Origin of the sequence: Mucilaginibacter aurantiaciroseus, assembly GCF_024055595.1 — a bacterium.
Classification (GTDB): domain Bacteria; phylum Bacteroidota; class Bacteroidia; order Sphingobacteriales; family Sphingobacteriaceae; genus Mucilaginibacter; species Mucilaginibacter aurantiaciroseus.
This window is the reverse complement of sequence record NZ_JAMXOF010000004.1, coordinates 289,119-309,818: the sequence shown is the minus strand read 5'-3', so window position 1 is coordinate 309,818 and position 20,700 is coordinate 289,119. Positions and strand designations below refer to the sequence as shown.

General features: G+C 44.5%; 16 protein-coding genes. 8 read left to right on the top strand and 8 right to left on the bottom strand.

The features are described 5' to 3' along the window. Nucleotides 1-21 precede the first annotated feature (21 nt). The 3 genes from NAF17_RS17325 to NAF17_RS17315 form a co-directional block, all read right to left on the bottom strand. Nucleotides 22-714: a PAS domain-containing protein gene (locus NAF17_RS17325; RefSeq protein ID WP_252759285.1), complete on the bottom strand. Its 693-nt coding sequence runs from the start codon at nucleotides 712-714 to the stop codon at nucleotides 22-24. Between the two features lie 84 nt (nucleotides 715-798). Continuing rightward, nucleotides 799-954: a lmo0937 family membrane protein gene (locus NAF17_RS17320; protein WP_252759284.1), complete on the bottom strand. Its 156-nt coding sequence runs from the start codon at nucleotides 952-954 to the stop codon at nucleotides 799-801. Nucleotides 955-1,082: 128 nt separating this feature from the next. Then, complete coding sequence (locus NAF17_RS17315; RefSeq protein ID WP_252759283.1) at nucleotides 1,083-2,870, bottom strand: M61 family metallopeptidase; 1,788 nt, start codon at nucleotides 2,868-2,870, stop codon at nucleotides 1,083-1,085. Between the two features lie 238 nt (nucleotides 2,871-3,108). Here NAF17_RS17315 and NAF17_RS17310 point away from each other — a divergent pair, with 238 nt between their 5' ends. The 5 genes from NAF17_RS17310 to NAF17_RS17290 are packed head-to-tail and all read left to right on the top strand — an operon-like array spanning nucleotide 3,109 to nucleotide 9,898. Beyond that, nucleotides 3,109-4,182: an efflux RND transporter periplasmic adaptor subunit gene (locus NAF17_RS17310; RefSeq protein WP_252759282.1), complete on the top strand. Its 1,074-nt coding sequence runs from the start codon at nucleotides 3,109-3,111 to the stop codon at nucleotides 4,180-4,182. Between the two features lie 5 nt (nucleotides 4,183-4,187). Continuing rightward, on the top strand, nucleotides 4,188-7,310 hold the full coding sequence (locus tag NAF17_RS17305; protein WP_252759281.1) for an efflux RND transporter permease subunit: 3,123 nt from the start codon (nucleotides 4,188-4,190) through the stop codon (nucleotides 7,308-7,310). A gap of 5 nt (nucleotides 7,311-7,315) precedes the next feature. Further along, nucleotides 7,316-8,629 carry a TolC family protein gene (locus NAF17_RS17300; RefSeq protein ID WP_252759280.1) on the top strand — a complete coding sequence of 438 codons (1,314 nt, stop codon included), beginning with the start codon at nucleotides 7,316-7,318 and terminating at the stop codon, nucleotides 8,627-8,629. A gap of 40 nt (nucleotides 8,630-8,669) precedes the next feature. Then, nucleotides 8,670-9,053 (top strand): response regulator, encoded by a 384-nt coding sequence (locus NAF17_RS17295; protein WP_252759279.1) that lies wholly within the window; start codon nucleotides 8,670-8,672, stop codon nucleotides 9,051-9,053. Further along, the gene (locus tag NAF17_RS17290) at nucleotides 9,050-9,898 is read left to right on the top strand and encodes an N-acetylglucosamine kinase (protein WP_252759278.1); all 849 of its coding nucleotides are present in this window, start codon (nucleotides 9,050-9,052) and stop codon (nucleotides 9,896-9,898) included. The genes NAF17_RS17295 and NAF17_RS17290 overlap by 4 nt, the downstream gene beginning before the upstream one ends. Nucleotides 9,899-10,006: 108 nt before the next feature. Here NAF17_RS17290 and NAF17_RS17285 read toward each other — a convergent pair whose 3' ends face one another. The 3 genes from NAF17_RS17285 to rsmI all read right to left on the bottom strand — a co-directional run bounded on the left by NAF17_RS17285 (nucleotide 10,007) and on the right by rsmI (nucleotide 12,831). Next, the gene (locus NAF17_RS17285; protein WP_440347859.1) at nucleotides 10,007-10,339 is read right to left on the bottom strand and encodes a DUF6984 family protein; all 333 of its coding nucleotides are present in this window, start codon (nucleotides 10,337-10,339) and stop codon (nucleotides 10,007-10,009) included. A 1-nt stretch (nucleotide 10,340) separates the two neighbouring features. Beyond that, entirely contained in the window at nucleotides 10,341-11,954 is a 1,614-nt protein-coding gene (gene lnt / locus NAF17_RS17280; protein WP_252759276.1) for an apolipoprotein N-acyltransferase, read from the bottom strand. 139 nt (nucleotides 11,955-12,093) lie between these two features. Then, nucleotides 12,094-12,831: a 16S rRNA (cytidine(1402)-2'-O)-methyltransferase gene (gene rsmI / locus NAF17_RS17275; RefSeq protein WP_252759275.1), complete on the bottom strand. Its 738-nt coding sequence runs from the start codon at nucleotides 12,829-12,831 to the stop codon at nucleotides 12,094-12,096. Nucleotides 12,832-12,949: 118 nt separating this feature from the next. Between rsmI and serS the strand changes: the two genes are divergently transcribed. Continuing rightward, nucleotides 12,950-14,221, top strand: coding sequence for a serine--tRNA ligase (gene serS, locus NAF17_RS17270; RefSeq protein ID WP_252759274.1), 1,272 nt, complete (start codon nucleotides 12,950-12,952; stop codon nucleotides 14,219-14,221). Nucleotides 14,222-14,426: 205 nt separating this feature from the next. Here the strand turns inward: serS and NAF17_RS17265 are convergent, their stop codons facing one another. Continuing rightward, nucleotides 14,427-16,244, bottom strand: a complete 1,818-nt coding sequence (locus NAF17_RS17265; RefSeq protein WP_252759273.1) for a serine hydrolase domain-containing protein — start codon at nucleotides 16,242-16,244, stop codon at nucleotides 14,427-14,429. Continuing rightward, the gene (locus tag NAF17_RS17260) at nucleotides 16,231-17,862 is read right to left on the bottom strand and encodes an amidohydrolase (protein ID WP_252759272.1); all 1,632 of its coding nucleotides are present in this window, start codon (nucleotides 17,860-17,862) and stop codon (nucleotides 16,231-16,233) included. Before NAF17_RS17260 ends, NAF17_RS17265 begins: the two co-directional genes overlap by 14 nt. Before the next feature lie 174 nt (nucleotides 17,863-18,036). On the opposite strand from NAF17_RS17260, the gene mutL reads away from it, so the two are divergent. Next, the gene (gene mutL / locus NAF17_RS17255) at nucleotides 18,037-19,893 is read left to right on the top strand and encodes a DNA mismatch repair endonuclease MutL (RefSeq protein ID WP_252759271.1); all 1,857 of its coding nucleotides are present in this window, start codon (nucleotides 18,037-18,039) and stop codon (nucleotides 19,891-19,893) included. Between the two features lie 80 nt (nucleotides 19,894-19,973). After that, a complete protein-coding gene (locus NAF17_RS17250) occupies nucleotides 19,974-20,687 on the top strand; it encodes a rhomboid family intramembrane serine protease (protein WP_252759270.1) in 714 nt (237 codons plus the stop codon). Nucleotides 20,688-20,700: the final 13 nt, after the last annotated feature.

Here is a 20,700-nt window from a genome sequence, read left to right as displayed (position 1 = left end):
GGTCTCAAATCTCATATCTATTTAAAGCTGTGATCCTTTTTCTCTCGCGTTTTCCTCGTCGCCTAAGCTGCGCATAATTTGGGTATAGCCCCTGTGGTTACCTTTCTCATCAAACAATGGGAACACTAAACCCGACCCCCAAAAGCGGGATCCATCTTTGCGCATGTGGTAGCGTTCGTCGATGGCACGGCCTTCTTTTAAGGTGGTGTTTAGCTCATATTCTGGGGCGCCTTTAGCAACATCCCCGGGTGTAAAAAAAATATCGGCACATTGGCCTACAGCCTCCTGTTCGGTGTATCCTAAAACGCGCTCGGAACCTCTGTTCCAGCTGTTGATGTCGCCATTTTTATCTGTGGTAATTACGGCGTAATCCTCCAGGCTATCCAGCACCTGGTGAAAAAAATCTTCGCTCATCCTAAAGTAGCTATCCTCAAAAATATCATTACCGGTTATGGTTTGGTTAAGGGTGGCGTAATCAACTTCAACGGTTACCCCTTCAACACCACAGGCAAGTTGCATAGGCTCACGCGTTATTTTGTAGAAGGTATCATAGCCATGGGGTAGGGTAATCAATTTTGGTTTTTCCCTTACCGGTTTTAAAACCATGTTTGATGCCTCTGCCGACGATGGGTCTGTAGAGGTACTTGCCAAAACGTATGTATAACCCTTTTCTATAAGGTCGCCAAGTAACTGCGGGGTGAATGGAATTTTCATGATTGGAAGAACTATTGATAAATATAAGCAGGCATACAAAAGGCCGGAACATAGCCCGGCCTTACTATTTTATACCGGGATCAATTATAACGCCGTCGGCCTGCGGATAATACCTAAAATCACGGATATAACAGCAATTACAAGTAACACGTGGATAAGGCTACTTACAGCGGTAAAAAAAAAGCCGATTGCCCAGCCAATTATCAGGATCACAGCTATTGTGTATAATAAAGAATTCATGATTGATAGTTTTTAAAGTATTGATATACTAATATTAAATCTTTAAAAATGTTTTAAGATTTTTTCTTAGAACGAAAAAAACCCCTGTCCGTTTCCGAACAGGGGTTTTATAAAAGGAGATTATCCAATTACAATTTTAACCATTTTTTACGCACAGCTAGTTGCTGTGGCGTAGCGTTTGGCAGTTCGGTAATGTTGTATTTAACATTATCGTTACGTTTTAGGGTAACCGGGATTTTAAATGCCTGGCTATCGCGGCTTACGGTGACCACAATTTTGTCGCCTGCTTTTTTGCCTTTAATGGCGGTTAGGTCGGTAACCGGGGTATCATCAATGTTAGTGATCTGGTCGCCAACGTTTAGGCCGTCAACCCATCCCGCGCCATCACGAAAAACTGTAGTGATGATGTTGCGGGTATTAACAGCGATGCCTAAGGTTGCATCATTTGTTGCAGCAAGGTCATCAAACAATTTGTAACCTGCGTAGCCCAAGTATATATTATATTTAATAGCCGATAACCCGTTAATGTATTGTGCGTAAAAATCATTTAGGTTTTTACCCGCGAATTTTTCAAAGCCTTCTTTAAACTCCGCGTCGGTATAACCGCGTTTTTTGCCTTTGTAATAAGTATCGTACATGTATTTCATTACATCGTTAAGGCTGTATTTGCCATTGCTGTTGTTGATGATCTCAAGGTCTAACAACATGCCGATAACCGCGCCTTTATCATAGTAAGAAATGCCCGTGTTATACGAGTTCTCATTAGGGCGGTAACTTTTTATCCACGCGTCAAAGCTCGACTCTGATAACGGTTGCACCTTGGTGCCCGGCTGGTTTTCCACGGTGTTAATGTCGCTTACCATATCGCCCAGGAAAGTTTCTGTATTAGCCAGATCAGCGTAACGCAAAATGATGTTCTGGTAGTAGGCCGTAAAGCCCTCGGCTATCCAAAGGTTGGTGGTGTAATTTTCGTTATCATAATCAAACGGGCCTAAAGCAATTGGGCGTAAACGTTTCACATTCCACAGGTGGAAATGTTCATGCGCTACCAAACCTAAAAAGCCATGGTAGGCACGTTCATTGGTATAACCATCGCGCGATGCGCCTAAAACCGTAGAACTTAAATGCTCTAAACCACCGCCGTTTCGTGCTTTGTTATGTACAATAAAGGTGTAATGTTTGTTAGGGTTTTCGCCAAAAACAGCAGCCTCGGCCTCGATGATCCTGGCCATATCTTTCTTAAGGCGTTCTTTATCGTAGTTACCACCGCCGTACATCGCAACTTCGTAATGGGTGTTAGCAACATCAAAGTCGAATACATCCTGGGTGCCTATTTCCAACGGAGAATCGTATAGGATATCGTAATTAGGTGCAGTACGGGTAAACAAATCGCCATTAACCATTTCCAGGCTGGTAGATACTTTATTCCATTCTTTATAAGGTTTTATGGTGATGGTTGATGGTTGTGCCAGCATGCCTTTAGGGAACAGGAAAATGCCTGTGGTAGATAGGAACGCGTGCGATACATCGATAAAGCTCGTACGCACCGATAACTCGAAAGCGTAAACTTTATATTTTACCGTTACCGATGTAAGGCCGGTAGTATTTATCTTCCAGGTGTTTTTGTTGATCTTGAGTGCCGATATTGCTTTGCCATTAGCGCTAACGCCAAACGATTCGATGTTTTTGGCAAATTCCCTTACCAGGTATGAGCCGGGTGCCCAAACGGGCATTTTAACTTCTACTGATGGCTGTGCAAGGCCGGATATGGTCATTTCCACATCTACATAATGTGCCTGCGCTTCGGGGAAACTAACCTTGTAGGATATTTTTGCAAGGCCAGCCGCGCTGCCCATAGTTACGTTCATAAAAAAGAGGGTTAAAAGTACCAGTGCTGATAGTTGCAATTTTTTCATGCGGCAAGTTATAAAATTTATGTTTTTAAATAAATGGGGTAAAACAGTTGCGATGTAAAATGCTTGATACAAGTAATCAAATTGATAGTTAAGCGGTTAATATTGCAAATTGAACCCATTATAGCTTTGCTACGCATTGGCATAGCTGTATACAAGCGATGGTTTAACAGTTTATATTTACACAAGGTTTGCCTAAATAAAAATTATAAATGGATACTTATACCCCTAACAAGCAGATATGAAAGCCAAATACATTATATATACCCTACTTGCGCTGCTTGTTGTATTCTTAATTTATAATAAATTCTTCAGTAAAAGGGGTAAACAAAACAGTGCTGCCGCTGCCGGTAAAGGCAAACGGAAAAATGGCCCTGTATCTGTAAATGTAATGGTGGTTAATGATACCGCTGTAAGCAACCAGATAGATATTACCGGTACTATTGATGCCAACGAAAGGGTAAACCTGATCAGCCAAACCGCGGGTAACATTACCGGCATATACTTTACAGAAGGTACCCGTGTACAAAAAGGGCAATTACTTGTTAAAGTTTACAACCAAGATTTGCAGGCATCTTTACAACAATACCAGGCGCAAATGGTGCTTGCCCGCGATATCAATAACCGCAACAAAATATTATACCAAAAAGAGGCTGTAAGTAAGGAAGAGTATCAAACCTCGCAATCGTCCTTACAATCGTTACAGGCACAGGCCGATGTAGTTAAGGCCCAAATAAGCCGTACCGAGATCCGTGCGCCATTCTCTGGCGTTATAGGTTTAAGAAATGTTAGTCCGGGTGGTTATCTTTCTCCATCTACATCAATTGCCACTTTGGTAAATATCGACCCTGCAAAGGTTACCTTTTCGGTACCTGAGCGTTACCTGCCAATTATTGGTATGGGTAGTAAAGTGAGCTTTATGGTAGAAAGCTCGAGGGAAACCTTCAAAGCAACAGTTTATGCCATTGAGCCGGCTTTGGATGCCATTTCGCGCACCATTACCGTACGTGCAAAATCTCCTAATCCTAAAAATGTTTTAACAGCAGGCGCTTTTGCCAAGATAAAGTTAACACTCGATCAGATCCCTAAAACCATTATGGTACCAACCGAATGTGTGATTCCTGATTTGAAGAGCAGCAAGATATACCTGTATAAAAACGGTATCGCGGTAGCTAGAGATGTAAAAACAGACCTGCGTACCGATACCAAAATTCAAATCATAGATGGTTTAAAAGCAGGCGATAGTATCATCGTATCAGGCTTGATCCAAATTCGCCCCAAAGCGCCGGTTAGGATCCTTAAAGTTATCAAATAACCAATATGAGTTTATCTTCCATAAGTATAAAGAGACCCGTATTGGCAACAGTATTATCTGTTGTGATAGTTGTATTTGGTATAATTGGGTACAAGTTTTTGGGTGTGCGGGATTTCCCTTCGGTAGATCCTCCTATCATTTCAGTATCTACCAGTTACTCGGGTGCCAACTCGGATGTTATCGAATCGCAAATTACCGAACCTTTAGAGAAAGCCATTAACGGTGTACCGGGTATCCGTAATATATCATCCACAAGTTCGGTAGGCTCCAGTAACATCACTGTTGAGTTTGACCTGGATGCCGATCTGGAAACCGCTGCCAATGACGTACGCGATAAAGTAAGCCAGGCGCAACGCCAGTTACCGCAGGATATTAATGCCCCGCCGGTAGTTACTAAAGCCGATGCCAGCGCCGACCAGATCATTACCCTTACCGTAAGCAGTAACACCCGTAACATCACCCAGGTGGATGATTACGCCGAGAATGTATTGCTGGAAGGTTTACAGACTATACCTGGTGTAAGTACCATTAACGTACAAGGCCAGCGCCAGTACGCCATGCGTTTATGGATTGATCCTAATAAATTATCGTCTCTTGGCCTTACTGCCACCGATATTGGTGCAGCATTAGCCCGTGAGAACGTAGAGTTGCCCGCAGGTAAAATTGAAGGAAACAATACCGAGATAACCATCAGAGCATTGGGTAAACTTACTACAGAGAAAGATTTTAATAACCTCATCATTCGTGTAGATAATAATCGGGTGATCAGGCTAAACGATATTGGTTATGCCGTATTAGGTTCTGCAAATGAGGAAACATCATTGAAAGAATCTGGTATCCCGATGGTTGGTTTGGCCATTGTGCCGCAGCCGGGTGCCAACTATGTGCAAATTGCCGAAGATTTTTATAAGCGTTTAGATCAAATTAAAAAAGACTTACCGCCCGATATTACCGTAAAGGTGGCTTTAGATAATACCAAATTCATCAACAACTCTATTACCGAGGTAAAAGAAACTTTGTTGATCTCGTTCATCCTGGTGGTAATTATCATTTACCTGTTCTTTAGGGATTGGCTGATCGCTTTCCGGCCGCTGATAGATATCCCGGTATCGCTGATCGGTGCATTCTTTATTATGTATGTATTTGGGTTCTCTATCAATATCCTAACGCTGCTGGGGATTGTGCTTGCAACGGGTTTGGTGGTAGATGATGGTATTGTGGTAACCGAGAATATTTATAAAAAAGTAGAAGCCGGTATGGCCGTCCGCAAGGCGGCTTTTGAAGGTAGTGCAGAGATCTTCTTCGCTGTAGTATCTACATCGGTAACCTTGGCCGCGGTGTTCTTACCTATCATATTTTTACAGGGCTTTACCGGCAGGTTATTCCGCGAGTTTGCGGTCGTCGTCGCCGGGGCGGTGTTGATCTCTGCATTTGTGTCGCTGTCGCTAACACCGATGCTGAACGTAAAGCTGATCCGCAAGAACCAAAAGAAATCGAAGTTTTATGAGTGGAGCGAACCATTCTTTGTAGGCATGACCACCGGCTACACCGAAACGCTGGTTAACTTCGTGAAGAAAACATGGGTTTCATGGGTGATCCTTGGCGGCTCGTTGGTACTAACCGGCGTGCTGTTTAAAATAACCCCGTCAGAATTGGCACCGCTTGATGACCGTAGCCTGTTGCGATACTCGGTTACCGGGTCTGAAGGGGCCACTTACGAGTATATGACCCGCTATATGGATAAGGTTGCCAACCTGGTTGCCGATTCTATTCCCGAAGCAAATGTTAACCTTGAAATTGTATCCCCATCGTTTGGCGGCGGTGGCTCTGCCAACTCGGGCTTTGGCCGTGTGGGTTTGGTAGCTCCTGACCAGCGCGGACGCACCCAGCAAGAACTTGCCGACTGGCTCAACAAAAAATTAACCCAAATGCCCGATGCCCGCGCCATTGTGGTGCAGGAGCAAACCATAAGCGGCGGTGGTAGCGGCGCACGTACATCATTACCGGTGCAGTATGTGATTCAAAACCAGGATTTTGAAAAGATAAGAAAGGTACTGCCCGAGTTTTTTGCCGAGGTATCTAAAAGCCCGGTCTTCCAGGGAGCGGATGTTAACTTAAAATTTACCAAGCCGGAGCTTAGGGTTACTACAGATCGTGACCGTGCCCGTGACCTTGGTGTTTCGGTAGATGATATCGCTCAAACACTACAATTATACTATAGCGCCGGCAGGTTAGATTACTTCCTGATCAACGGTAAGCAATACCAGGTAATTGCCCAGGTAGACCGCGCCAACCGCGACCAGCCGCTGGATCTGAAATCTGTTTATGTACGCAGCACAAAAGGTGGCTTGGTACAGCTTGATAACGTGGTAAAGGTTACAGAAAGCGCCAGCCCGCCGTCTATCTATCACTTTAATAGGTATAAATCGGCAACGGTACAGGCAGGCCTTGCACCGGGCGAAACGGTAGGCGATGGTATTGCCGAAATGGAACGTATAAAAGCTAAATTATTGGATGATACTTTTAGCACTGCATTGAGTGGCCCGTCAAGGGATTATGCCGAGGGTTCGTCAAACATCCTGTTCGCGTTTGGGTTTGCCTTATTGCTGATCTACCTGGTGCTTGCCGCCCAGTTCGAAAGCTTTGTGGATCCATTTATTGTGATGCTTACCGTGCCATTGGCAATATCTGGGGCGTTCCTGTCGCTTTGGTTATTCGATCAAACGTTTAACATTTTTAGCCAGATAGGTATCATTACCCTGGTAGGTTTGGTAACCAAAAACGGCATCCTGATAGTAGAATTTGCCAACCAGCGGATGGAGCATGGCCTGAGTAAATACGAAGCTGTTGTTGAAGCCGCCACATCGCGTTTACGCCCTATATTAATGACTAGTTTGGCAGTAGTGTTAGGCTCGGTACCTATTGCGTTAGCATTGGGTGCAGGTGCAAAAAGCCGCGTATCGTTAGGTATTGTAATTATTGGGGGGATGTTGTTTTCGCTGGTATTAACCCTATACGTTATTCCAACCATGTACATGGTGTTCGCCGCTAAAACCCGCCGCGATCCCGATCATGAACCGGAAGAGGAAGTTGAACCCAAAGCGCCCTTATTAATCGAAAAACTGTAAGCAATATGAATCTTAAAAAAATAATTTGCTTGACCTTTTGCGTTGCTACCGCTGCGGGTGCAAAGGCGCAGTATGGCCCTATGCTTACCCTGAAAGAAGCCGTTGAAATAGCACTAAAGAACAATTACAATATTAAGCTGTCGCAAAATAACGCTACCATAGCGGGTAATAATGTAACGCTTGGTAATGCCGGGTTCCTGCCTTTAGTAACCGGCGGTGGTGCGCTTAACGCCAGCAATCAAAAAATAAAGCAAACCCGTAGCGATGGTACGGTTAATAACCTTACCGCCAATAACAGCAACAACAATTACGGCGTAAACCTTAACTGGGCCATATTTGATGGCTTTAACATGTTCGCCAATTATGATATGCTGAAGGAGCAGGATAAACTGGGCGCCATCCGTTTGCAGGATACCATTCAAAGCACGGTTGCCAATGTTATCAATACTTACTATAACCTCATCAGCCAAACTGAGCAGATAAAAGCTTTACGCGGTGCGATAGAGATCTCGCGCACGCAACTGCGCTATTCTAACGATAAGTTTACCGTAGGCCGCGTTTCCAAACTGGATGTTTACAATGCCCAGGTAAATTTGAATACCGATACGGCAAACCTGATAACACAACAGCAACAGTACCGGCAAACAAAAATTCAGATGAACCAACTGCTGGTGCGCAACCTGCAAACAGATTTTGTTGTTGGCGATACCATAACGGTAAACCGCATGTTGATATTAGGCGATATTATCACCAAAGCCCAGGCGCAAAATCCTGACATATTATCGGCACAAATAAATAAGCGCCTTGCCCAGATCAGTCTGCGCCAGGTAAAATCAACCCGATACCCGGTTATTGGGGTAACATCGGGCTATACATTCAGCAACAGCAAAACACCGGCAGGCTTTACGCTTAGCCAAAATGCGCATGGTTTTGCTTATGGCTTAACGGCTTCTGTAAATATATTCGACGGCCTTAACCAATGGCGACGCGAACGCAATGCCAAACTACAAATTGCCAATGCCGACCTAAGCCAAAAGCGGGTGATGCTGGATGTGGAAGCGCAGATCAGTAATTTTTATGTGGCCTACATTTCGGGGTTGGATCTGATTAAGATAGGGCAATCCAGCGTGGAACTGGCTAAAAAGAACCTGGACATCTCGTTAGAGAAATATAAGATAGGTAACATCACCCAATTAGAGATCCGCGAAGCGCAAAGGAACTACCTGGATGCACAATCCAAGTTCTTTTCGGCACAATACCAGGCAAAAATGGCCGAAGTAACCTTGCAGCAAATAACCAACAGCATAAATATTCAATAAACTATATTTAATTGCATTAAAAGTTTATTTTTGAAAAACGATGCCTGTTCGCTTTAATACATGCCTGCTCATTGATGACAATTTTATTGACAACTTTGTCACGCGTAAAATTTTAGAGACTGCCAACTTTGCAGATAACATAATTGTAATACAATCAGCACAAGATGCTATAAACGCCTTGCGCGATGGTAGCGTTAAACCCGACGCTATTTTCCTGGATATCCGCATGCCTATGATGAGTGGGTTTGAGTTTTTACAGGAGTACGAAGCGCTTGATCTGGACAATAAGGACGTAGTAAAGATCTTTATGCTTTCCTCGTCTCTGAATCCAACCGACATGAACAACTCAAAAAGCAACAAATATGTTGCCCGGTTTGTTCATAAGCCGCTTACCCTCCAGGCGCTTGAGGAACTTATTACATGATATTAGTAGCAGATAGCGGATCTTCAAAAACAGACTGGCTGCTCTCAGCACCAGGCCAGCAATACAAAGCTTTTAAGTCCGCCGGTCTAAACCCATATTTTTTAACCGAAAAGGAAATAACCAAGATCATCCAGGAGCATGTGCCTGATATGGTTGCTTTAGCCGAGGATATTACCGAGATCTATTTTTTTGGCGCGGGCTGCTCCAGTCCCGACAGGCACGAGATCGTATCGAACGCCATTAGCAGTTTGATCCCTAACGCGTATGTAAGTGTAGACAGCGATCTGCTGGCATCGGCATACGCCACCTGCGGGCAGGAGAAGGGTTTTTGTTGTGTGTTAGGTACAGGCTCCAATATTTCTTTTTTTGATGGCGAGGACATCCACGACGGGCAGCACGGCCTGGGTTATGCACTGGGCGATGAAGGATCGGGCACGTGGTTTGGCAAAGCCTTGGTAACCGACTACCTGTACGGCAATATGCCCGATGAGATCAATGCCAAATTTAAGGCTGCTTATAACCTGCAGAAGGAAGAAGTTATCATTAATACCTATCAAAAGCAACGGCCAAATTCATACCTGGCAAGTTTCTCTAAATTTTTAACAGAGATTCGCGCATCGGAATATGGGCAGGATCTGCTGAGAAAAGGCTTGCTTGAATTTGTAGATACTAACATCAAATCTTACCCGCAATTCAATAAATTTAAATGCCATTTTGTAGGCTCTATTGCCTATGTTTTTGCCGATGAGCTAAAAGCAGTTTGCGAAGAAAATGATGTGCATGTAGGCAAGATCATCCGCCAGCCAATTACAGATCTGATGGAGTTTATTTTGAAAAGGGGATAATTCCATCCTATTACTGGTCTAAGCTATTACTGGTTTAAATTGAAACTTAAACAAGTATTGGTGGATAGCTAAATATTGCTTTTACAAAACGGCGTCTTATAATAATAATTAGTCCTTGTAAGGTGGATGCGGAAATTGTTGTAGTGGTGAAAAGTCGCCCTTGAAAATATCAAGCTCATAAAGATTATCATCAGTCCCAAGATTCACTGTAATAGATAGTGGGATGCCGTCTAAGTCCCGTAACGAATCAATCCTGGCTATTTCATCTTTCATACGCACCGCCTCGGTTGATGAATATATAAACCTTAAGCTACCCATTCCCCCATCATTCATTTCTTCAACAAATAAATGCGGCAACTTTTTAACAAGGTAATCCCATTTTGGATCCTTCAGTAGCAAATAAGTTATTAATGCTTGTTCCACTGGTTTTAAATACCTCATTTTAGTGACTTAAACCCTTTTTTACCCCGATCATAAATATCCCCAACACTGCTAAAAAGCTTGCAACCTTAGGCAAATAATCGCCATATTCCACGTAAAAAGTAATGTCCGAGTTTAGGTTGATGTCCTGCTTAAGCGCGGTGCGTACCCACCATTTACTTTGCTGTACAATATCGCCACGCTGGTTAATGAACGCCGAAATGCCTGTATTAGCGGAGCGACAAACCCAGCGACGGGTTTCAATGGCGCGGAGCTTGGCATAATCCAAATGTTGGTCTTTACCCGAGGTGTTTTCCCACCAGCCATCGTTGGTGATAATGGCGATGAATTGTGCGCCCTGCTTTACGTATTTAGATACCCATTCGCCCCAAATAGATTCATAGCAGATAACCGGTGCAACGCCTATCCCACTTTGCGAGTACAGTACGGTTGGTTCCGTTTGGATGCCATAAGCGCCCGTTGCACCCCCCAAATGTTCAAAGGCAGGTTTCAGGAATGATAAAGTATTGCCAAATGGCAATGATTCCGCCCCTGGCACTAACCTCGATTTATGATAGAACTGTACTTTAGATGAATTTTCAATATTAATGGCCGTACTAAACCGGTCATAAAATACCCCAGGCTGATCTGGCATTTCGCTTGCCGTATTTGTAGCGCGTTTGTTGTAGAATTTATGTGTTTCGCCGCCTGTTAAAACGTTAGCGTTTTTAAAACGGGTTAAAAACTTCCTTACTTGAAGGTAGCTGGCTTCGGTATAAATATGGTCCTCGTCCATGTCCTTTGAAAGGGCGGTTTCGGGCCAGATGAAGTATTCGGTATTGCGTTGGCCAATAGAATCTGAAAGATGTGTAAGCGCTTCTATTTGCGTTTGAATAGGGATGATGCCCTCTTTCTCATAAGGATCAATATTGGGTTGGGCCACTACAATATTTGATGGATTGATCTGTTCCTTGTAGCTGTAATATTTAAAAAGCGACAGGCCTAAAGGCAGTATCAATACTAACGTAAAACTAATAATAAGCTTTTTGCGGGCTGGTTTAGCCTGTTCCTCGCGTAAGCCAATATAAAGCAAAAACAGAAGGATGTTTATTGCCCATACCCAAATGGTGCCACCATAAACGCCGGTGTACTCATACCATTGGATCCATTTATGCGAAGTGGCAAAACCGTTACCAAGCGTCATCCATGGGAAGTTAAGGTCCCAGCTTTGGTGCAGGTATTCGTACCCTATCCAAAAACAAACCAGCGCGATAAGTGAAAGCGTACGGCCGGCTATCAGCCTTACCCTGTAATACAACCAGCATGCGGTAGCCATTAATAAGGGCCCAAGCGCGTAAGGTATTAATGTAATGGGTATTGCATTAATGGGCCCAATAATTTTTAATGAGTTATACACCCAATAGATACAAAGCGTATTCCAGATGAAAAACCCTATGAATGTGGTATAAAAGATCTTTTTGCCTTTCCCGTTAGCATCAGATAGGATAATGTTTTCCATCGCCAGCAGCATTGGAACTAAGCCCACAAATAAAAAAATCGTGGTGTACTGTGTAGGCGGCCAGGCAACCCAAAGCAGTAGTGCGGAGAATATAGAGAGTAATAGGTTTTTTTTCATTTGATTATTGGTCATTCATAAACTAACCGTCATTGCGAGAAGCGATAGCGACGTGGCAATCTTCGATAGATATGTCGCCGACTTTTCTATCGAGGATTGCTTCATGCCTCGTAATGACGTGTGGGAAAGTGGGCTGAGGCTAATCCTCCTCCTCTTCCTCTGCATATTTCTTTTTCTTTTTATCCTCGGCGGGCGCGGCACCGGCAACGCACATTACAAACTCGCCTTTAAGCGGGTGGGTCTCAAAATATGCTTTTACCTCGGTTACAGTACCCCTTACAGTTTCTTCGAACATTTTTGTCAGCTCGCGCGATACGGACAGCTGGCGATCGGCACCGAAAAAGGTGGCCATTTCATCCAGCGTTTTTAATAAACGGTGCGGCGACTCGTAAAGTATAATGGTGCGCTCTTCTGTCGCCAGGAATTTATAGCGGGTTTGGCGGCCTTTTTTTAACGGTAAAAACCCCTCAAAGCAAAACTTATCGGTAGGGAAACCAGAATTAACCAGTGCAGGCACAAAAGCCGTTGCACCGGGCAGGCACTCCACAGCTATGTTGAACTTCAAAGCCTCGCGCACCAGGAAAAACCCCGGATCGGATATAGCAGGCGTACCTGCGTCAGAGATCAGCGCGATGTTTTGGCCCATCAGCAGGAATTTGATGATCTCGTTGCTGGCTTGACGCTCGTTATGCTGATGATGTGCAAATACCTTGTTCTGGATGTCGAAGTGCTTTAGCATAGGCGCGGAGGTACGCGTGTCCTCGGCCAGTATTAGGTCGGCTTCCTTCAAAATGCGGATAGCCCTAAAGGTCATATCCTCCAGGTTGCCAATGGGTGTGGGTACTAAATATAGTTTGCCGGTGGGTGTTGTGTTCATGTTTTATTAGTTGCAGCTGCAGTGGCGGGTGGCAGTCTATATTTGCAATTAAAAAAAACTGCTACTGCTACTTAAAACTGCTACTTAAAAAATATCTTTGCCTTTTAAAATAAAATCAATGCTGCAAGTTAGTTATATCCGCGATAACAGGGAACAGGTTTTAGAACGTTTGGCTGTAAAAAATTTTAAACAGCCCGAATTGGTAGATAGGATCCTTGAACTGGATAGTGAACGTTCGATTGCGCAACGCGGTGGAGAAGACGAAAAAGCAAAGGCCAATGCATCTGCCAAACAAATTGGCGAACTAATGCGTGCCGGTAAAAAGGAAGAGGCAGAAGTGCTAAAATCTCAAACCGGCAATTCAAAAGAGAGTATTAAAAAGTTTGATGAAGAATTGGCAAGAGCAGAAAAAGAGCTTTATGACGCACTTGTTCAGCTACCTAACCTGCCACACTCATCAGTACCAAAAGGCATAACGCCCGAAGAAAACGAAGTAGTACTGGAGAATGGTAGCATCCCGGAATTGCACGCCAATGCCTTGCCGCACTGGGAGCTTGCCGCGAAATATAATCTGATAGATTTTGAACTGGGTGTTAAAATAACCGGTGCCGGTTTCCCTGTGTATAAAAACAAAGGTGCCAAACTGCAGCGCGCGCTTATCAATTTTTTTATTGACGAAGCCGAAAATGCAGGTTATAGCGAAGTAAGCGTGCCGCTAATGGTGAACGCGGCTTCTGGTTTTGGTACGAGCCAATTGCCTGATAAGGAAGGACAGATGTATCATGTAGGTGTAGATGACCTATACCTGATCCCTACTGCCGAAGTGCCCATCACCAATATGTACCGTGATGTGATCTTAAAAGGCGATGAACTGCCTGTTAAGAATTGCGGACATACGCCATGTTTCCGCCGCGAGGCTGGTTCTTATGGTGCACACGTACGCGGACTTAACCGTTTGCACCAGTTTGATAAGGTAGAAATAGTACAAGTGGTACACCCCGATAGATCGTACGAAGTATTAGAAGATATGAGCGCACATGTGCAGGACCTGCTACAAAAACTTGGTTTGCCATACCGTGTATTGCGCCTTTGCGGCGGCGATATGGGTTTCGGCAGCGCCCTAACTTACGATATGGAAACCTGGAGCGCCGCGCAGCAACGCTGGTTAGAGGTATCATCTGTATCAAATTTCGAAACCTTCCAAAGCAACCGCTTAAAATTACGTTTCCGTAATGCCGAGGGTAAAACTCAACTGGCCCATACACTTAACGGTAGTGCTTTAGCTTTGCCTCGTATTGTTGCGACATTGTTGGAAAATAACCAAACAGAGAAAGGTATTAAAATACCTGAGGCACTTGTGCCTTATACGAAGTTTGAGTGGATAGATTAGTGGTCTTTCCACTTGTCATCCTGAACGATAGCGAAGGATCTAACGTACACCATGCTTGCAGGCGACAGGGCGGCTAATAGATGCTTCGCTATCGCTCAGCATGACAAAAGAGTTAAAGGGAAAAGCCACGGCACGCCGTGGCTTTTCCCTTATTTGGCTATGTTCGCAATGCCGCCGTTTTTGTTTCGCAACAACGTGTGGTTCCTTACATACCCTTCTGTATCGCCTCATAAACCGCATCCTGTATCCTCGGGCGAATGTTTAGGCTGCCCAGTTTATTGCCCACATTTGGATGCACGCGGTTTGAAAGGAACACATACACCAACCCATATTTAGGATCTACCCAAACGCAGGTGCCGGTGAAACCGGTGTGGCCATATGCCTGGTCTGATGCTAATTTAGATGGGTAATTTCTGTCGGCTATCGGGTCCCAGCGGTCAAAACCCAAACCACGTCGACTAACTGCCGATTGCTTGGATGTCCAAAGGTCTACCGTTGTGGCTTTAACATATTGTACGCCGCCATAAGTGCCGCGGTTAAGCATCATTTGGTACATGATAGCAACATCATTAGCGCCTGCAAATACGCCTGCATGGCCTGCAACGCCACCCATCAGGGCGGCGGTTGGGTCGTGCACGTAGCCGTCAATTAATGTTTTGCGGTCTTTTCTATCGTCTTCAGTTGGCGGGATCCGGTTGGCCGGGAAACGGTACAGGGGCAAAAAGCCTGCGGTTTGCATCCCCAACGGGTTATAAAATTTATCCTGCACATATTTATTTAGTGGGATAGCTGTAATAGCTTCCTCAATTTGCTGCATAAATATCATACCCACATCACTGTACACATACTGCCCACGGGTTTTCACCAGCGAACGCAGCGCTGCAGGCAGCATCACTTCATCAAAGTATCCTTTACTAACATAATAGTTATCATTCACCTTAACAGGGAACGCCGCGGACGAATCAGTACTATGATCCGCCGGTTTGATCACTTCAAAGGTGGAAATATCCGGGATCAACCCTGCCTGGTGTTCCAGTATTTCACGAACGGATAAAGTTTTTTTGTTGCTGTTGCGAGCTATGGCTAAGTAAGTTCCCAGGGTAGAATCCAGGTTCAATTTGCCCTGATCATAAAGCTGCATAGCCTCCATGGTGGTAGCCGAGATCTTGGTCATGGACGCGATGTCGAAGATGTCGGTTATCCTATCGGGGATGCTGTTGTCATAGGTGTGGTAACCATATGCTTTGTTGAAAATCACCTTACCGTCCTTGGCAACCAATACCACGCAACCCGGTGTAGCCCTGTTGCTGATAGCTTCCTGCGCAATGGCATCAATTTCTTTTAGGTTGTCGGCGTTGATACCGGCATCTTCAGGCACCGTGTATTGCAAACGGGTTTTGGAGGTTAGGTATCCTGTATTGGTAGCGTACTTTGGCGAGTACGTTTTAGTTAACTTTTGCGTAATAGCCACCCCGCCAAAAATGGCTTGCGCACTGTAAAACGCCGCTATCTGCGAATTTTTGGTCGACCATATAATGGGCGACGTTACATCATTTAACTTAGCTAGTGATGAGTTAGTACCTAACAACGACACCACAACATTCTTCATTTTTTGATTATTGTTGATGAAAGCGATGATTGCCGGGTTGCCCGCTTCTGCATCAGTTAACTGAACAATAAGCGTGTTGTAGAACTTGGTATCCTGCACCAGCATATCAAGCGTTTTAACGCTCATGTAATCGTTACCGTTAAAGGCATCAACCTTGGTGTACTTGTTAAGCAGGCTATCAAAAGATGTACTGTTAACCGACGAAAAATGGATGCTGGCTATCTTGTTATTGTCCAGGTTTTGCAGGGGGATAAGTTGCTTTTCGTTATTCAGCAAAACTGTGGCTTGTTCAACCAACAGCTGCTCTTTTACATAAGCCTTACCCTTTAATGGCGGGTTTTGCGCACATGCCGAATTGAAAAGCGCGAACCCGGATAGCAGCAAGAAATAGATACGCTGCTTATTTTTTCTCATAAACCTTAACACCATTTATATACGTTTTTAAAACTTTAACATTTGGCAAATTACTGCCCTTGGTTTTCATAATATCCTGGTCCAGGATAACAAAATCGGCGTATTTGCCAACTTCAATACTGCCTTTTTCTTTTTCTTCAAAGTTGGCTTTTGCCGCCCACATGGTCATGCCGCGCAGCGCTTCTATACGGCTTAGCGCATTATCCATCTGGAAACCACCAGCGGGCAGGCCTTGTAAATTTTTGCGCTCGGTAGCAGCATAAAACGTGTACAAAGGGTTTATATTCTCTACCGGGAAATCAGTCCCCAGCGGGATCCATCCGTTTTGTTTCATCAGGCTTTTGTAAGCGTAACCGGTTTTTATCCTAACGGCACCAAGGCGTTTAACCGCCCAGGCCATATCAGATGTGGCATGAGTTGGTTGTACCGATGGGATAATGTTATTTGCGCCGAATATTTTGATATCATCCGGAGATACGATCTGCGCGTGCTCTATCCTCCATCGTTTGTCATTTTTGCCCTTCAGGTTCTCAGCATAAATTTTCAGGATCACCCGGTTAGCACTATCGCCAATAGCATGCGTACACATCTGAAAACCCTTGGCCGCTATCTTTTTAGCGACCTCTTCAAAATGCGCTTTGCTGCTTAATAAAAAACCATTCCAGTTCTTTTGGTCGGCATAAGGGTGTAGCAAACATGCACCGCGCGAGCCTAAAGCACCATCGGCATAAACCTTAAACGAGCGTACGTTTAGGCCCGGTGTTTTGTATGCACCACGTTTAAACAGGTATTCATAATTCTCGGGCTGGTCGGCCAGCATTACGTACATGCGCATTTTAAGAGCGCCTTTGTGCTGTAGTGCCGCTATGGTACTCACCATGGTGTAAGGTAAACCGCAATCATCAACCGTGGTTAAACCAACAGCGAAGCAATTACGTTGTGCATCAAGCAAGGCGGCTTGTGTAAGTTGTTCGGTAGGCTCCGGAATCTTGCGTGTAACAATACCAACGGCATTATCTACCAATATACCGGTAAGTTTACCGTTAATGGTTTCTACCTCGCCGCCGATGATCTTTTGGCCCGGTTTTACACCTGCAATGTTCAGGGCCGCCTGGTTGGCAATGGCGGCGTGGCCGTCAATACGATTAAGGATCACCGGGCGTACCGGGAAAAGGGAATCGAGCTTCGCTTTGTTGGGAAATGCTTTATTATCCCAAATGTTTTGGTCCCAGCCGCCACCTATTATCCAGCCATCGGTTTTATGGCTTGCATATTTATTTACGGTATCAACTATGGCTGTCCAGCTTTTTAGGCCAACCAGGTTTACGTTTTGCAGGCCTAAGCCATATTCATAAAAGTGGGCGTGGGCATCAATAAAGCCGGGGTAAACGGCTTTACCGCCGGCATCTATTACTTCGCGGGCTAAGTATTTTTTTTCGAGGGTGCCAATATCGCCTACGGCGGTTATCTTACCACTGCTTACCACAAAGGCATTTGCGGTGCTAAAGGTACTGTCAACCGTATATACGAGGGCGTTTTTTACGATCAGATCGGCATTATATTCTTTTTGCTTGCATGCCGCGGCAAGCAAAAGCAGTACGGGCCAGAGTTTCTTCATGTTAATAAACAGGTAGATGTAAATAATAATAACGTAAATACTATATACAAGTATGTAAAGGTAAAGTTATGCAATCAAATAATTAATTTAGCACCTGAAAAAGGGTGTATAATAAAAGCCTCACCCCAACCGCTCTCCAAAAGAGAGGCTAAACAGAGAAGGGAAATATTTTTAATGCCAGATATAATTCAACTTTTACCGGATTCCGTAGCCAACCAGATTGCCGCGGGCGAAGTAGTACAACGCCCTGCATCCGCAGTAAAAGAATTGATAGAGAATGCGATAGATGCCGGTGCCGATAAAATTCAACTGATATTAAAGGACGCCGGGAAATCACTGATACAGGTTATTGACAATGGCTGCGGTATGAGCCTTACCGACGCGCGCATGTGTTTTGAACGCCACGCCACATCAAAGATCCGCAAGGCCGAAGACCTTTTTGCGATCCGTACCATGGGTTTCCGGGGCGAGGCCATGGCTTCGATAGCCGCGATTGCCCAGGTGGAGTTAAAAACCCGCCGCCACGAAGATGAATTGGGTACCTGCATCCAGATAGAAGGATCGGAAGTGATGAACCAGGAGGCCTGTTCGGCCAACTTTGGTACATCTATATCCATCAAAAACCTTTTTTTTAACACGCCCGCCCGCCGTAACTTTTTAAAAAGTAACCCGGTGGAGATGCGCCACATTATCGACGAGTTTCAGCGCGTGGCGTTGGCTAATCCGCAAGTGTTTTTAACCATGCACCACGATGGGCAGGAGGTTTACCACCTGCCTGCATCTGCCATGAAACAGCGCATTGTGCACCTGTTTGGTAATAACTATAACCAAAGGTTAGTGCCTGTTGAAGAGGAAACTACCATCATAAACTTACGGGGTTTTGTGGGCAAGCCCGAATTTGCGCGTAAAACCCGCGGCGAGCAATTTTTTTTTGTGAACAACCGTTTCATTAAAGATGCTTACCTGAACCACGCGGTGCTAACCGCTTTCCAGGAGTTGCTGCCCGATGAAACCTTCCCGCTGTATGTGCTTTTTATTGATATCGACCCGGCTAAGATCGATATTAACGTGCACCCTACAAAAACCGAGATCAAATACCAGGATGAGAAATCCATCTACGCCATCATCCGCTCGGCGGTAAAGCGCTCGTTGGGTAAATATAATATTACCCCCACTTTAGATTTTGACCAGGAGAATAGCATCGGCCACCTCATCACCCCAACACCCTTTGAGGAAATTAAACAGCCAACCATCGCATTTAATCCAGACTTTAACCCCTTCGCATCCGAAAAAAGAACGAGCGAGCGGGAGATCCCTTTTCTACGCGATAACAATAATCGCCACACAGCTATCCCGCGTAACTGGGATACTTTGTACCAGATAAGTAAAAAAGAAGAAACCCTGCAGCACGAGATGCACGAGGAAACAAGCATCCCCGTGAATGAACAGGAGATCAGCAAAAGCAGCGAGAAGCAGTTCTTTCAGGTGCATAACCGGTTTATCCTGTCGCAAATAAAATCGGGCTTCATGCTCATTAACCAGCAGGCGGCCCATGAACGGATCTTGTACGAGCGTTTTTTACAGCAATTGCAGAACCACAGCGGGGTTAGTCAGCAGAGTTTATTTCCGCAATCTGTTACACTAAACAGCAGCGATTTTGAGTTATTGAAAGAACTGTTACCTGATATCCGCGCGCTTGGTTTTGACATTCGTGAGTTTGGCCGTAATACCGTAGTGGTAGAGGGCATACCGGCAGATATTATTAACGCCAGCGAGAACGAATTGCTGGAGCAATTACTGGAAGGGTTTAAAAATAACCTGGCGATATTAAAGTTAGATAAGCGCGATAACCTTGCCCGTTCGCTGGCACGTAACGCTGCGCTAAAAGCAGGGGTAAAGCTAAGCATGGAAGAGATGAACCAACTGGTAGATCAGCTTTTTGCCTGCCAAATGCCAAACTTGGCATTAAATGGCAAGCCCGTAATTAGTACCTTTACGCTGAACGAATTAGCTGAACGATTTGAAAAGTAAGATAACGATAAACAATTTATTGTAGAAAAGCGATACTTCGCTTCTCCCACTTAAACCATATATAATTACACGTACAAAACATGCAATCACCATTTGCCAATATGCCGCCGGTTACAAAAAACCTGCTTGTTATAAATATCCTGTTCTTTATTAGCACTTATGCTTTAGCAAAAGTGATAGACCTTAACGCACTGTTCGCGGCATACTACCCACTATCGCCGGCGTTTAGGCCATGGCAAATAATTACCTACATGTTTATGCATGGGGGCTTAACGCACATTTTGTTTAACATGTTTGCGCTATACTCTTTTGGGCCGATGTTAGAATATACCCTGGGTTCAAAAAAGTTTTTTAACTACTATTTCATCACCGGTATTGGTGCTTACGTTTTGTACATGGTAGTACAAGCCGTACAAATTCATACTTTAACAGGTGCATTTAGTATCCCTCATCCCGAGATAGAAGCGTCATACTTTAATTATGGCGGACCCGAAAACGCGCAAAAATTATATGGGTTTATGAATTTTCCGATGTTGGGTGCATCAGGTGCTATATTTGGGATCTTGGTAGGGTTTGCCATGCTGTTCCCCAATCTGGAAATGATGATCATGTTTATCCCTGTACCTATCAAAGCCAAATACGTGGTGATAGGTTACATAGCTATTGAATTATTTTCAGGTATAGGGCGTTTTGCAGGTGATAACGTCGCCCATTTTGCCCACTTAGGCGGTGCGCTATTCGGTTTCCTACTCATAAAACTTTGGGGAATAAAGCGGCCTAACAATTTTTACTAATAGCTGTTTAAAT

What these genes read in the sequence shown, in the direction of transcription:
- NAF17_RS17325 (WP_252759285.1), bottom strand. Translation starts at nt 714, where the DNA reads ATGAAAATTCCATTCACCCCGCAGTTACTTGGCGACCTTATAGAAAAG.
- NAF17_RS17320 (WP_252759284.1), bottom strand. Translation starts at nt 954, where the DNA reads ATGAATTCTTTATTATACACAATAGCTGTGATCCTGATAATTGGCTGG.
- NAF17_RS17315 (WP_252759283.1), bottom strand. Translation starts at nt 2,870, where the DNA reads ATGAAAAAATTGCAACTATCAGCACTGGTACTTTTAACCCTCTTTTTT.
- NAF17_RS17310 (WP_252759282.1), top strand. Translation starts at nt 3,109, where the DNA reads ATGAAAGCCAAATACATTATATATACCCTACTTGCGCTGCTTGTTGTA.
- NAF17_RS17305 (WP_252759281.1), top strand. Translation starts at nt 4,188, where the DNA reads ATGAGTTTATCTTCCATAAGTATAAAGAGACCCGTATTGGCAACAGTA.
- NAF17_RS17300 (WP_252759280.1), top strand. Translation starts at nt 7,316, where the DNA reads ATGAATCTTAAAAAAATAATTTGCTTGACCTTTTGCGTTGCTACCGCT.
- NAF17_RS17295 (WP_252759279.1), top strand. Translation starts at nt 8,670, where the DNA reads ATGCCTGTTCGCTTTAATACATGCCTGCTCATTGATGACAATTTTATT.
- NAF17_RS17290 (WP_252759278.1), top strand. Translation starts at nt 9,050, where the DNA reads ATGATATTAGTAGCAGATAGCGGATCTTCAAAAACAGACTGGCTGCTC.
- NAF17_RS17285 (WP_440347859.1), bottom strand. Translation starts at nt 10,339, where the DNA reads ATGAGGTATTTAAAACCAGTGGAACAAGCATTAATAACTTATTTGCTA.
- lnt (WP_252759276.1), bottom strand. Translation starts at nt 11,954, where the DNA reads ATGAAAAAAAACCTATTACTCTCTATATTCTCCGCACTACTGCTTTGG.
- rsmI (WP_252759275.1), bottom strand. Translation starts at nt 12,831, where the DNA reads ATGAACACAACACCCACCGGCAAACTATATTTAGTACCCACACCCATT.
- serS (WP_252759274.1), top strand. Translation starts at nt 12,950, where the DNA reads ATGCTGCAAGTTAGTTATATCCGCGATAACAGGGAACAGGTTTTAGAA.
- NAF17_RS17265 (WP_252759273.1), bottom strand. Translation starts at nt 16,244, where the DNA reads ATGAGAAAAAATAAGCAGCGTATCTATTTCTTGCTGCTATCCGGGTTC.
- NAF17_RS17260 (WP_252759272.1), bottom strand. Translation starts at nt 17,862, where the DNA reads ATGAAGAAACTCTGGCCCGTACTGCTTTTGCTTGCCGCGGCATGCAAG.
- mutL (WP_252759271.1), top strand. Translation starts at nt 18,037, where the DNA reads ATGCCAGATATAATTCAACTTTTACCGGATTCCGTAGCCAACCAGATT.
- NAF17_RS17250 (WP_252759270.1), top strand. Translation starts at nt 19,974, where the DNA reads ATGCAATCACCATTTGCCAATATGCCGCCGGTTACAAAAAACCTGCTT.